Origin of the sequence: Salipiger sp. IMCC34102 (assembly GCF_004145405.1) — a bacterium.
In the GTDB taxonomy this organism is placed as follows: Bacteria; Pseudomonadota; Alphaproteobacteria; order Rhodobacterales; family Rhodobacteraceae; genus Loktanella.
The window spans coordinates 518,897-532,084 of the sequence record NZ_SELQ01000001.1; the positions used below are offsets into that span (position 1 = coordinate 518,897).

Below are 13,188 nucleotides of genomic sequence, written 5' to 3' on the forward strand. Positions count from 1 at the left end.
AGACCCAAGATGACCTACCCTCGCGACATGATCGGCTATGGTGCCCGGACGCCCGACCCCAAGTGGCCCGGTGATGCGAACATCGCCGTCCAGATCGTCGTCAACTACGAGGAAGGCGGCGAGAACAACATCCTGCACGGCGACCCCGCCTCCGAAGGTTTCCTGTCGGAGATCCCCGGCGCCGTTCCCTGGCCCGGTCAACGGCACTGGAACATGGAGACGATCTACGAATACGGCGCCCGCGCCGGCTTCTGGCGGCTGTACCGCCTGCTGGGCGATCTGCCGGTGACGGTCTTCGGCGTCGCCACGGCGCTGGCCCGCGGCCCCGAACAGGTTGCCGCCATGCAGGCCTCGAGCTGGGAGATCGCCAGCCATGGGCTCAAATGGATCGAGTACAAGGACACCCACGAGGATACCGAGCGGACCCATATCCAGCGCGCCGTCCGCCTGCACACCGAAGTGACCGGCGAGCGTCCGCGCGGCTTCTACCAAGGGCGCGCCTCGATGAACTCCCTGCGCCTCGCGGCGGAGGAAGGCTTCGACTACCTCTCGGACAGCTACGCCGACGACCTGCCCTACTGGATGCGGATCGGCGGCCGGGACGAGCTGATCGTGCCCTACACGCTGGATGCCAACGACATGCGGTTCTCGACCCCCAACGGGTTCAACGCGGGCGCCCAGTTCCGCGACTACCTGACCGCCAGCTTCGACGCGCTCTACCGCGAAGGGGTGGAGGGCGCGCCCAAGATGCTCTCGATCGGGTTGCACTGCCGCCTCGCCGGGCGCCCCGGCCGGATCGAGGCCCTCCGCCAGGCGCTCGAGCACATGCGCGGCCACGACGGCGTCTGGTTCGCCACCCGGGCGCAGATCGCAGACCACTGGCGCGCCACCCATCCGCCCGCGGCGAAGGACCGCCCCAGCCAGATGCCCCGCGCTGAATTCGTCGCGCAATTCGGCGGCATCTTCGAGCATTCCCCCTGGGTGGCCGAAGCCGCCTACCAACTGGAACGCTCCCCCGCGCACGATACCCCCGCGGGGCTCGCCAGCCTCATGGCGCGGGCCTTCCGCCGCGGCAGCACCGCCGACCGGCTGGCCGTCCTGCGCGCCCACCCCGATCTCGCGGGCAAGCTCGCCGCCGCGAAACGCCTCACGGCCGACAGCACGTCCGAGCAATCCTCCGCCGGGCTCGACGCGCTGACGGATGAGGAACGCGCGACCTTCGAGCGCCTGAATGCCGCCTACACGGCCAAGTTCCGTTTCCCCTTCATCATCGCCGTGCGCGATCACGACAAGGCCGGCATCCTCGACGCCTTCGAACGCCGCCTCGCCAATTCCGTGGAGGAGGAATTCGCCACCGCCTGCGCGCAGGTCGAACGCATCGCCGAGCTTCGCCTCCGGCAGATCCTCTGACGCGGCTCCGGCCGCGCGCGGGTTCCGGCTTCTTCCAGCCGGAAATACCTCGGGGGCCCGGGGGCAGCGCCCCCGGCCGTCGGCCGATCGCTGCTACCGCAGACCTAATGCCGGATGCCGGTTGACGTCCTTGTAGAGCAGGTAGCGAAACGGCCCCGGCCCCCCGGCGTAACAGGCCTGCGGGCAGAAGGCGCGCAGCCACATGTAATCGCCTGCCTCGACCTCGACCCAGTCGCGGTTCAACCGATAGACCGCCTTGCCGGAAAGCACGTAAAGCCCGTGCTCCATCACGTGGGTTTCCATGAAGGGGATCACGCCGCCGGGCTGCAGGTTCACGATGTTCACGTGCATGTCGTGCGACAGGTCCGAAGGCGGGACGAAACGCGTCGTGGACCAGGCCCCATGGGTGCCTTCCATCTCGACCACCGTCGCATCGGCATCCTGCGTGACGAAGGGCGCGGGCGGGTCGATCCCCTCGACCGGTTCGTAGCGCTTGCGGATCCAGTGAAACCCGCAAGGGCCATCGTGGTCATTCACCAGCGTCCAGTCGCAGCCCGCGGGCAGGTAGGCGTAGGAGCCGGGATAGAGCAGATGCGTCGTCCCCTGATACGTCAGCTCCGCATGGCCGTCGGTGACGAAGATCACCCCTTGAGCGCCCGCGTCCGGTTCCGGCTGCCGGCTGCCGCCACCGGGAGCGACCTCCATCACGTAATGCGCAAAGGTCTCGGCAAAGCCCGACAGTGGCCGCGCGATGATCCAGGCCCGGGTCTTCTCCCAATGCGGCAGGGCGCTGGTGGTGATATCGCGCAGGGTCCCCTTCGGGATCACCGCGTAGCTTTCGGTAAAGACCGCTCGGTCGGACAGAAGATCCGTCTGCGGCGGCAGCCCCCCGGGCGGGGTGAAATAATCGGTCATCCAAACTCTCCTTGCGCACCACCAGGCACCTGTGCCGGACTTTCGCCCAACCGGATCGGCCTGCGGCCGATCGGGGGCTCTGCCCCCGCCGCTTGCGCTCCCCCCGGGATATTTATGGCCAGAAGAAGATTTGACACGGTCTTCCTTCTTCTGGCCAGAAATATCCCGGAGAGCGCGAGAGGCAGAGCCTCTCGCCCGCCGCGCCAGCGGCGGCCCCCGTTCCGCCGCGCCGATTAGTGCTGCTCGGGCACCAGGATCTCGCGTTTGCCGACGTGGTTCGCAGCCGAGACGACGCCCTCTTCCTCCATCTGTTCCACCAGGCGCGCGGCCTTGTTGTAGCCGATGGCCAGCTTGCGCTGAATGTAGCTCGTGGAGCACTTGCGGTCCTTGATGACGATCGCCACCGCGGTATCGTAAAGCGCGTTTTCCGCGTCCGACCCGTCGCCCAGGCCCAGCACCGCGTCGATGCTGGTCTCGCCGTCGTCGGCGGGACCTTCGACCACGCCGGACATGTACTCGGGCGGGCCGAAGCTCTTGAGGTAGTTGACGATCTCCTCGACCTCCTCGTCCGAGCAGAACGGCCCGTGGACACGCGTGACCTTGGACCCGCCGGCCATGTAGAGCATGTCGCCCATGCCCAGAAGCTGCTCGGCGCCCATCTCTCCCAAGATCGTGCGGCTGTCGATCTTCGAGGTCACCTGGAATGAAATCCGCGTCGGGAAGTTCGCCTTGATCGTGCCCGTGATGACGTCGACCGAAGGCCGCTGCGTCGCCATGATCAGGTGAATGCCGGAGGCACGGGCCATCTGCGCCAGGCGCTGGATGCAGGCCTCGATCTCCTTGCCCGCCACCATCATCAGGTCGGCCATCTCGTCGACGACGACGACGATGTAGGGCAGCACCTCGGGGGTGAACTCGTCGGTCTCGAAGATCGGATCGCCGGTTTCGTCGTCAAAGCCGGTCTGCACCGTGCGGCTGAACATCTCGTCCTTGGCCAGCGCCTCGCGGACGCGACCGTTGTAGCCGTCGATGTTGCGCACGCCCATCTTGGACATCTTGCGGTAGCGTTCCTCCATCTCTCCGACGACCCACTTGAGCGCCACGACGGCCTTCTTTGGATCGGTGACAACGGGCGACAGCAGGTGCGGGATGCCGTCGTAGACCGAAAGTTCCAGCATCTTCGGGTCGATCATGATCATCCGGCACTCTTCGGGGGAGAGTTTGTAGAGCAGGCTCAGGATCATCGTGTTGATCGCCACGGACTTGCCCGAGCCGGTCGTCCCCGCGATCAGCAGGTGGGGCATCTTGGCGAGGTTCGCGACGATCGGCTGGCCGCCGATGTCCTTGCCCAGCGCCAGCGGCAGCGACGCCTTGCCATCGCCGAAATCGCGGTGCGAGAGAATCTCGCGCAGCACCACCTTTTCGCGATTCTCGTTGGGGAGTTCGATGCCAATCACCGTGCGTCCCGGCACGGTCGAGACACGGGCCGACAGCGCCGACATCGAGCGCGCGATATCGTCCGACAGGCCGATCACGCGGCTGGCCTTCAGGCCCGGCGCGGGTTCGAGTTCGTACATCGTGACCACGGGGCCGGGGCGGACGCTGACGATCTCTCCCTTCACGCCGTAATCGTCCAGTACCGACTCGAGCATCCGGGCGTTTTCTTCCAGCGCCTCGTTGGAGAGCACGTGACGCTGCACGCCCGCGGGGTCCATCAGCAGGTTGAGCGGCGGGTGCTCGTAGGCCTCAGGCGCGTCTTCCAGCTCCAGGCTCGGCTGCGCTTCCGCGCGGGCCTGCTTGCTGGGAACGACCTTGCGGTTCAACTCCTGCTGCACCTGCGCGCGGCGCGGCTGTGCCGGCGTGGCCCGGGGTGCATCGGGATCGAAGAGAGGTTCGGCCACCAGCGACTTGGCGTCGTCGCGGGGCAGGGCGCTGCGCTGCAGGACCGCGCGGTCGGGCGTCCCGCCTGGGACGTCCTCCGGCTCCTCGATCAGCGTGTCCTCGTCGGTGGGGTCCAGCTCCAGCGAGGGCACGGGGTTCAGGCGCAGGGGCTGCGGTCCGCGACCGGCGGTCAGCGACGGCTCGATCCGGACGCCCGTGATCTCGGGTGCGATGACCGGCCGCGTCGGCATGGTGCGCGCCTTGACCGCGTCGGCGATGCGGGCGGCGACGCCCTCGGGTGCGGTGCCTTCCTGCTCCGGCGCAGGGGCCTCCGCCGGGTCGGACTTGCGGCGCAGCAGATTGCCGAGGCCCGGCATCTTGCGCGTCGCAGGGGCCTCCGCCTCCGCCTGCGGGGCAGGGGAGGGGGCCGCGACCGCAGGCTCCGCGCGGTGGATCGGTGGCATCTTGCGCGCTCCGGCCCCGCCGTGATCCGCCGCGGCCATGCGGGGCGCGGTCGCGCTGTCCGCCTGTTCGGCGCGGGCGGCGGCACGGCGCGCGGCGAGGGTCGAGGCACCGGCCCCCGCGGCCTGCACGGCGCGCCGGCTGCCCGAGGACATCGAGCGGGCGATCAGGTCGTAGAGCATCAGCACGCCGAACATCATCCGCCGCAGGCCGATCCGCAACTCGTGCCGGGTGAAGCCCATGGTGAACCCCAGAAGGGCGGCACAGGCCACCCCCAGCACCAGCGAGAGCACCTTGACCGACAGCACCACCGCGACCGGCAGGATCGTCAGGACCATGCCCAGCACGGTGTCCCCGAAAAGTCCGCCCAGGCCGAAGTTCGGCGGCCAGCCCGCGCCCGGCGTCAGCGTCGCGGCAAAGAGCGATCCGACCGCGATGCCGACGGGCAGGACCATCAGGCGGCCCAGCGCGCGCTCCTCGCCGTTGTGCAGCACGTAGCGCGCGCCCCAGGCGATCAGCGCCAAGGGCAGCACCCAGATGCCCAGCCCCACGATCATCATCACCGGCGCCGCGACGGACGCCCCCAACGGCCCCAGCCAGTTGCGCACCGGTTGACCGGTCGCGGACATCCAGGACGGGTCCTCGGGCGTGTAGCTGACCAGCATGGCGGCGATGGCCAGACCCGCGACCGCCAGCACGATCCCCAGCAGCTCCTTGCCGCGTCGTTCCAGAACGGCCTGCGTTTCGCTGTCCAGAAGGGGGTCACGAGCCTTGGTCTGGTAGGATGCCATGCGTTTCGTCCTCACGTGTAAAGCTGGTCGCGCAGGCGGGTGAGGCCTGCCTCGACGGTGGTCTGCGGCGCCACCAGCGCCGCGCGAATGTAGCCCGCGCCGGGGTTGCCCGCCTTGGTGTCGCGGCTGAGATAGGCGCCCGGCAGGGTCCGCACGCCCGTCTCGCGCCACAGGGTCAGGGCCGCCTCCTCCCCGTCGGGCACGGGAAGCCACAAAAAGAACCCCGCCGGGGGAGAGCTGTAGCCCGGAACATCGCCCAAGATGCGGTCCGCGGCGTCGAACTTCGCACGGTAGAGCGCGCGGCTCTCCGCGACGTGGTTCTCGTCGTCCCAGACCCGGGCCGAAACCGCCTGCACCGGTCCGGGCAGCGGTGCGCCTGCGTAGGCGCGCAGGCTGCGGATCCGGGCCATGTTGCCGGGCCCCGAGGCGCAGAAGCCCGAGCGCAGCCCTGCCAGGTTCGAGCGCTTCGACAGCGAGTGAAAGATCACCACGCGGTCGGGATCGGCGCCCATCTCGCGCGCGACCTCCAGCGCGCCGGGCGGCGGCGTGTCGCGGTAGACCTCCGAGTAGCACTCGTCAGCGAAGATCAGGAAGTCGTGCCGTTCGGCCAGGGCGATGAGGTCGCGCCAGTAGGCCTTCGAGGCCACGGCGCCCTGCGGATTGGCGGGGGAGCAGACATAGGCGATCGCCGTCCGCTCCAGCGTGGCCGCATCGAGAAAGGTGAAATCCGGCAGGTGCCCTGTCGCTTCGGTCGCGTTCACGTAGACCGGCTCGGCCCCCACTGACATCGCGGCCACGGCGTAGACCTGGTAGAAGGGGTTCGGCGTCAGCACGACCGGGCGCTGGCCTGCTTTCCGCTCGGGGCACAGCGTCATCGCGGCGTTGTAGAGCCCTTCGCGCGTGCCGTTCAAGGCCATGATCTCGGACGGGGCCACGGTCACGCCGTAGCGCCGATGCAGCCAAGCTGCGATGGCATCCAGAAGTTCGGCGCTGCCGTCGTTCGACGGATAGCCGCGAAAGCCCGTCATCTGCGACATCAGCACGTCGGACAGGAAAGGCGGCATCGCGTGCATCGGGGTGCCGATGGTCATGTCGATGGGATCGCCCCCGGGCGGGACGGCGTCCAGCAGCCTGCGCAATCGGGGCCACGTCGCAACCGGAAGGTCTGCAAACCGCATCGGGGGTTTCATCTTACTGCCTCTCGCGCAGGGTCGTCTCGCCCCGCTTGCGCGCCAGCCTACCTGCCGCCCCGACCCCCTGTCCAGCAGTCGGGCTAGGCTTTGCGGGGCAATTGTGTCTTTTGGGACAGAAGCTCCGCCACCCCCTGCGATACCGCCAGAAGGTCTGCGTCCGCGCCGGTCTGTCCGAACAGCATCACCCCGCAGGACGGCCTGTCGCCCGGCAACGTGACCGAGGGCAGGTCCAGCAGGTTCGCGATCCGCGTGTTGCGCAGCGACATCAGGTTGCGGTCCTTGTAGTAGGCCCCGTCCTCCAGCAGCCGCGCGACCGGCGGCGGCAGGATCGGAACGCTGGGCAGGATCACCGCGTCCAGGTGCTGCACCTGCGCGCGCCACGCGTTCCTGACCTCGCGCAGGCGGGCCCAATGGGCCAGGTAGTCGGCGGCCAGCACTTCTCGCCCCGGCGTCACCCGCGTCTCGATCTGCTCGAACATCACGCCGGGGTTGGCGGTGATGCGCGGGCCCCAGAAGGACCAGGCATCGGCGGTGTAGAGCCCGCCCGAGAACGCGAAGACCTCCTTCAACGCGTCGAAGCGCACCCGCTCGATGGTGATCCCGGCCGCCTCCAGCTCCGCCGTGGCGGCGGTGAAGGCGGCATGCGGCGCCTCCTCCAGATCCTCCATCCCGATGGTCTCGAGGATCCCGAGCCGCCGCGGCGCACGCGCGTCCAGAGCGTCCGCCGTCCCGCTCAGCGCCGCCACCATGAGCCGCGCGTCGGCAAGCGTCCGGCAAAGCGGCCCGACCCCGTCCAGCGTCCGGCACAGGGGCACCGCCCCGACCGTCGAGATCCGGTCGAAACTGGGCCGGTAGCCCACCAAATCGTTCCAGGCCGATGGCACCCTGACCGACCCGCCCGTGTCCGACCCCACCGCCGCCGCGGCGAGCCCGAAGGCGACCGACGCCGCAGCGCCCGAGGACGACCCGCCCGGGGCTGCATCCGCGTCGTTCACGTTGGGCGGCGTCGCCGTCACCGGGTTCACCCCGAGGCCCGAGAAGGCGATTTCGGACATATGCGTCTTGCCAAGACACACGAGCCCCGCCGCATGACCGGCGCGGACGGCCTCGGCATCCTCTTTTGGCACGCGCCCCTTCATCAGCGCGGTTCCGGCTTCGGTGCCGATGCCCTTCGTGTCGAACAGGTCCTTCCAGCTGACCGGCACCCCGTCGAGCGGCCCGCGCCGCGTCCCCGACCGGGCGCGCGCCCGCGCCTCCTGCGCCTGCGCCCGCGCAAGCTCGGGCGTGACCCGGGCGTAGATCCGGTCGCGCGACGGATGGGCCGCGATTGCCTCCAGGTAGGTTTCGCACAGGGCCACGGGGTCGATCGCGCCGTCCGCGATCCCCGCGCCCAGCGCCTGCGCCGTCATCCACCGCCAGTCGTCCATCGTGCCGCCCTCTCTTTGGTGCGACGCTAGCGAGCCTGTGCCGCATGGACAATCCCGCCGCCGCGCCCATATGAGGTTGCATGGACAGCGACCTGATCATCGTCGGCGGCGGCCTCAACGGTCCCGCCCTTGCCACCGCCGCGGCGCAGGCCGGTCTGCGCGTCATTATCGTCGATGCGCAACCCACAGCCACCCACCGCGACCGCGATTTCGACGGGCGCGCCTACGCGCTCTCTCTCACCTCCGTGCGGATGCTGCGGCGGCTGGGGATCTGGAACGCTGTCGCGGAGCAGGCGCAACCGATGCGCGACATCAAGGTCACCGATGGCCGCGCGGGGGAAGGCGCCTCGCCCTGGATGATGCACTTCGACCACGCCGAGATCGAGGAAGGCCCCATGGGCTGGCTCGTCGAGGATCGCCACCTGCGCCCCGCACTTCTCGACGCGCTGACCCACGCGCGGATCACGCATCTTCCCGGACGCAGCGTCACGGCGCAGGACACGAGTGGCGCGCGCGCGCAAGTGACCCTCGACGACGGCCAGACCCTGACCGCCGCGCTCGTCGTCGGCTGCGACGGACGCGGCAGCGGCACCGCCCGGCGTGCGGGCATCGCGCGCACCGGCTGGGACTACGGCCAGCTCGCCGTGGTCTGTGCGGTGGAACACGACCTGCCGCACCGCGGCATCGCGCACCAGTTCTTCATGCCGGGCGGGCCGCTCGCGATCCTGCCGCTCACCGGCAACCGATCCTCCATCGTCTGGTCGGAGGAGGCCACCCGCGCCCGCGCCATGACCGAGATGGACGACGCCGCCTTCATCGAGGCGCTCAAGCCCGCCTTCGGCTCGTTCCTCGGGGACATCCGGCTTGCCGGCAAACGGCACGCCTATCCGCTTGGCTTGACGCTGGCGCACAGCCTGACGGGTCCGCGCGTGGCGCTCGTCGGGGATGCGGCCCATGGCATCCATCCCATCGCGGGGCAGGGGCTGAACGCCGGGCTGCGGGACGTCGCCGCCCTGGCCCAGGTGATCGAGGACGCCCGCCAGCGCGGTCAGGATATCGGCAGCGCCACCGTGCTGCAGGAGTACCAGCACTGGCGCCGATTCGACACGGTGAAGCTGGCCCTCGCCACCGACGCCTTCAACCGAATTTTCTCCAACGACAACACCCTGATGCGCGGGTTGCGCGATCTGTGCATGGGCGTGGTCAACGCCATCCCCGGCATGCGCCGTGGCTTCATCCGCGAGGCCGCGGGCCTCAACAGCACCTTGCCGCGCCTGATGCGCTGACGGCACAGCGACGCGCCGCCGCGGCCCATCTCTGTTCTGAAAATATCCGCCCCGCCGGCGAGGCGTCCCGCACCCTCCGCCGCCGCAGGTCTCGCCCCCGTGCCTTGACGCCGACACGCGCGGGGAAAGCCGATCAGTCCAGCGCGCGCGCCTCGTCCACCAGCATGACGGGGATCCCGTCGCGGATCGGGAAGGCAAGGTTCGCACGCTCGCTCAACAGCTCCTGCGCCTCGGCGTCGTAGCGCAGCGGACCCTGGGTCTGCGGGCAGACCAGGGCCTCCAGCATGCGGGGGTCGAACGGGGTCATTGCATCACCTCTTCGTCGCCGCCCCGCAGGGCGTATTCGATCAACGTCACCAGCGTCTCGCGCCGGGTTGAAAGCGAGGGCGCCTCCAGCAGGGCCTGCCGGTCCTCCGGCTCGAAGGGGCACAGCATCGACAGCGAGTTGATCAGCAGCTCGTCCTCCGCCTCGCCCAGCTGTTCCCAGTCGGTCTTGAGGTTCTGGTCCTCGAAGAAGCGCCCCAGCATGTCCATGAAGGCGTCGCGATCGAACTCGGGGTCGCGCTCCGCGGGGCCGAGGTCGCGGCCGAAAGCGTCCCAGCGCACTTCGCAGCGGCGGTAGGGCTGGAACCCCTCGACCTCCTTCACGACGCGAAATCGCGACACGCCGGCGAGCGTGATCATGTAGCGCCCGTCGTCGGTCTCGTTGAAGCCGGTCAGCCGGCCCGCGCAGCCGATGCTGTGCAAACGGCTTTCGCCGCCCGGTGTGTCGTAGGGTTGGACCATCCCGATCAGGCGGCCGGGCTGCTTCATCGTGTCCTCGACCATCGCCAGATAGCGCGGTTCGAAGATGTGCAGCGGCAGCCGCCCGCGCGGCAGCAGAAGGGCGCCCGGCAGCGGGAAGATCGGGATCGTGTCAGGCAGGTCTGAGGCTGAAAACATGACCTCCCACCTAGCCTGCGCCCCCTTTTAGGCAAATATCATCGACGACAGTTTGCGCCGCCCCGCGAGGGCCACCGGATCCTTCGGATCGAGCGCGTCGAAGAGCTTGAAAAGCTGGGCCTTTGCGGCGCCGTCGTTCCACTCGCGGTCGCGGCGGAACGAATCCAGCAGGTGATCGACCGCCTCCTGCGTGCGGCCCTTGGCGGACAGGGCCGTCGCCAGGTCGAGCCGCGCCTGGTGGTCGTCCGGGTTCGCCTCCACCTGCGCTTCGAGGTCCGCCAGGGGGCCGGTGTTCTCGGCCTCGCGCAGCAGGGCGATGCGGGCGGCGGCGGCTTCCAGTGCGGGATCGGTGCTGATCTCGGCCGGGGCGCCGTTCAGGATGGCCTCCGCCTGGTCCACGTCGTCCATGGCCAGATGCGCGTTCACCAGCCCCGCGTAGGCCGCGGCAGAGTTCGGGTCTTCCTGCAGGATTGCGGCGAAGGTTTCGGCGGCGTCGGCCGCGTCGCCGTCGTCCAGCATCCCCTGGGCGGCCTCGATGGCCGAGGCAAGCCCCCCATCGTCCGCTTCGCCGCCCATGTCGGCGACCTTGTTCACGAAGGCGTCCACCTCGGACGGCGGCAGGGCGCCCTGGAAGCCGTCGACCGGCTGGCCTTGCCAGAAGGCATAGACCGTCGGGATCGACTGCACCCGCAGCTGGCCCGCGATCTGCTGGTTGGCGTCGACGTCGATCTTGACCAGCTTCACCCGGCCCTTCGCGGCGTTGACCGCCTTCTCGATCGCCGGGCCCAGCGTCTTGCAGGGGCCGCACCACGGGGCCCAGAAATCAACGATGACGGGCACGCTCTGCGAGGCTTCGACCACGTCGGCCATGAAGGTCGCATCGGTGCCGTCGGTCACGTGGCTTTCGGGGGCGGCGGTCAGATCCATCATCGGGGTCTCCTGTTCGAGTTCCGGCTTATATGTGCGCTGGACGGGGCCGGGACAACCGTCGGGTGGCGACGCCCGCCCGCCGAGGCGATCGGCTTACAGATCGAAGGTTGCGAAGACCGGTGCGTGATCGCTCGGCTGCTCCCAGCCGCGCACGTCGCGCAGGATCCGGCTGGAGTGCGCGGCGCCCGCGATGTCCGGCGTGGCCCAGACGTGATCCAGGCGACGGCCCTTGTCGGCGGCGTCCCAATCGGGCGAGCGGTAGGACCACCAGGAATAAAGACGCCCTTCGGGAATGTCCTTGCGCGTGACGTCGACCCAACCGGCGCTGTCCTGCACCTGCGCCAGGTGCTCGACCTCGATGGGGGTGTGGCTGACGACGCGCAGCAATTTCTTGTGGTCCCAGACATCGTCCTCGCGCGGGGCGATGTTCAGATCGCCCACCAGGATCGCGCGCTCGGGCGGCTCCGCCACGAAGGCGTCGCGCATTGCCGTCAGGTAATCCAGCTTCTGGCCGAACTTGTCGTTGATCGCCCGGTCCGGCTTGTCGCCGCCCGCGGGGACGTAGAAGTTGTGCACCGTCACGCCGTTCTCCAGCCGGCCCGCGATATGGCGGGCATGGCCCAGCTCCGCGTGGTCGGCGGCGCCCGTCTCCTCGATCGGCATCTTCGAGAGGATCGCCACCCCGTTGTAGCCCTTCTGCCCGCGCCCGATGCGATGGACGTAGCCCAGCGCCTCGAAGGCCTCCGTCGGGATCTTGTCCATCGGCGACTTGCATTCCTGCAGGCACAGCACGTCGGGCGCCTCGTCCTGCATCAGCCGCGCGACGAGACCCTCGCGCAGGCGGACCGAGTTGATGTTCCAGGTGGCGAGCGTGAAGGACATGGGGTCTCCTAGACGAGGGCGTCGGTGGGTTCGATGCGGCCGCAGAGCGTACCGCGCCAGTTGCGGATCTCGGGGCGGCCCCAGCGCCGGGCGGCGGGATGGTCGGGGTCGAGCGCGCCCAGCTTGATCAGGATCGCCGCGATGGCGGCCTCGGCGGCGCGGGTGCCGCCGTCGATGATCTTCAGCGCGACGCCCAGCCGCTGTTCGGGCAGGATGGCGACGAAGACCGCCTCGGCCCCGGTCTTGATCGCCACGCGTCCGCCCATGGCGCGCATCAGGTCGGTGCAGGCGCGCGTCTCTCCCGCGACGAGGTCGGGGTGTGCGGTCATCGCCGCCACCAGCTGCTGCATCGCCTGCGCGCGGCTGTCGCTGCGGTCCTGCGCGCTGGCAAAGGCCGCCATCCCGCGGGCAAGGCCGTGGACGCTGGTGGCGAAGTTGGGCGCGGAACAGCCGTCGATCCCGTAGCCGGGAGAGGTCTCGCCCGTGACCTCCTCGAAGGCGGCCTTGCAGGCCTGCTGCACCGGGTGATCCATTAGTTCGTAATCCGTGCCGCCCCCCAGGTGACGATTCAGCGTCAGGAAGCCCGCGTGCTTGCCGGAGCAATTGTTGTGGATCTGGCAGGGCTGGGCGTGGGCGCGGATGATCTCGTCCCGGGCGGGCAGGTCGGCGGGCCATTGCGGGCCGCAGCGGAAATCGGCGTCGCGCAGGCCCAAGCTGTCGAGCCAGACCCGGACCCGGTCGGTGTGGATATGCGCGCCCTGGTGGCTGGCGCAGGCCAGGGCAAGCTGCTCGGGCCGCAGCCCGTGCGCATCCGCCGCACCGCTTTCGATGAGCGGCAGCGCCTGGATCATCTTGCACGAGGAGCGCGGGAAGATCACCGCCCCGGGGTCGCCCCACTGCTGCACGATTCCGCCCTCCGCGTCGCAGACCACCGCGTGACCGGCGTGAAGCGACTCGGGCAGATCGCCGCGAAAGGTCTGGATCAGCGGGACGGCGGCGGTCATGGCAGGGCTCCCTCGGGCACGATCTTGTGCATGGAATATGCTTTTCAGTCTGGGCAATTTCTTGC

11 protein-coding genes are annotated in these 13,188 nt (G+C 69.3%); 2 read left to right on the plus strand and 9 right to left on the minus strand.

Annotation, left to right across the window (positions count from 1 at the left end):
* The first annotated feature begins 9 nt into the window (after positions 1-9).
* Positions 10-1,410 carry an allantoinase PuuE gene (gene puuE / locus EU805_RS02705; RefSeq protein WP_129762396.1) on the plus strand — a complete coding sequence of 467 codons (1,401 nt, stop codon included), beginning with the start codon at positions 10-12 and terminating at the stop codon, positions 1,408-1,410.
* Positions 1,411-1,503: 93 nt separating this feature from the next.
* On the opposite strand, the gene EU805_RS02710 is transcribed toward puuE, so the two are convergent.
* The 4 genes from EU805_RS02710 to EU805_RS02725 form a co-directional block, all read right to left on the minus strand.
* Positions 1,504-2,325 carry a bifunctional allantoicase/(S)-ureidoglycine aminohydrolase gene (locus EU805_RS02710; protein ID WP_129762397.1) on the minus strand — a complete coding sequence of 274 codons (822 nt, stop codon included), beginning with the start codon at positions 2,323-2,325 and terminating at the stop codon, positions 1,504-1,506.
* 233 nt (positions 2,326-2,558) lie between these two features.
* Entirely contained in the window at positions 2,559-5,459 is a 2,901-nt protein-coding gene (locus EU805_RS02715; protein ID WP_129762398.1) for a DNA translocase FtsK, read from the minus strand.
* A gap of 11 nt (positions 5,460-5,470) precedes the next feature.
* Entirely contained in the window at positions 5,471-6,649 is a 1,179-nt protein-coding gene (locus EU805_RS02720; RefSeq protein WP_129762399.1) for an aminotransferase class I/II-fold pyridoxal phosphate-dependent enzyme, read from the minus strand.
* A gap of 83 nt (positions 6,650-6,732) precedes the next feature.
* Entirely contained in the window at positions 6,733-8,079 is a 1,347-nt protein-coding gene (locus tag EU805_RS02725) for an amidase (protein WP_129762400.1), read from the minus strand.
* Between the two features lie 80 nt (positions 8,080-8,159).
* Here EU805_RS02725 and EU805_RS02730 point away from each other — a divergent pair, with 80 nt between their 5' ends.
* On the plus strand, positions 8,160-9,365 hold the full coding sequence (locus EU805_RS02730) for a UbiH/UbiF/VisC/COQ6 family ubiquinone biosynthesis hydroxylase (protein ID WP_129762401.1): 1,206 nt from the start codon (positions 8,160-8,162) through the stop codon (positions 9,363-9,365).
* Between the two features lie 133 nt (positions 9,366-9,498).
* Here EU805_RS02730 and EU805_RS02735 read toward each other — a convergent pair whose 3' ends face one another.
* The 5 genes from EU805_RS02735 to EU805_RS02755 all read right to left on the minus strand — a co-directional run bounded on the left by EU805_RS02735 (position 9,499) and on the right by EU805_RS02755 (position 13,123).
* The gene (locus EU805_RS02735) at positions 9,499-9,672 is read right to left on the minus strand and encodes a Trm112 family protein (protein WP_129762402.1); all 174 of its coding nucleotides are present in this window, start codon (positions 9,670-9,672) and stop codon (positions 9,499-9,501) included.
* Positions 9,669-10,307: an LON peptidase substrate-binding domain-containing protein gene (locus EU805_RS02740; protein WP_129762403.1), complete on the minus strand. Its 639-nt coding sequence runs from the start codon at positions 10,305-10,307 to the stop codon at positions 9,669-9,671. The genes EU805_RS02735 and EU805_RS02740 overlap by 4 nt, the downstream gene beginning before the upstream one ends.
* 27 nt (positions 10,308-10,334) lie before the next feature.
* Positions 10,335-11,237 (minus strand): co-chaperone YbbN, encoded by a 903-nt coding sequence (locus EU805_RS02745; RefSeq protein WP_129762404.1) that lies wholly within the window; start codon positions 11,235-11,237, stop codon positions 10,335-10,337.
* Positions 11,238-11,330: 93 nt separating this feature from the next.
* A complete protein-coding gene (locus tag EU805_RS02750; protein WP_129762405.1) occupies positions 11,331-12,119 on the minus strand; it encodes an exodeoxyribonuclease III in 789 nt (262 codons plus the stop codon).
* An 8-nt stretch (positions 12,120-12,127) separates the two neighbouring features.
* Positions 12,128-13,123, minus strand: a complete 996-nt coding sequence (locus EU805_RS02755; RefSeq protein ID WP_129762406.1) for an asparaginase — start codon at positions 13,121-13,123, stop codon at positions 12,128-12,130.
* Positions 13,124-13,188 lie beyond the last annotated feature (65 nt).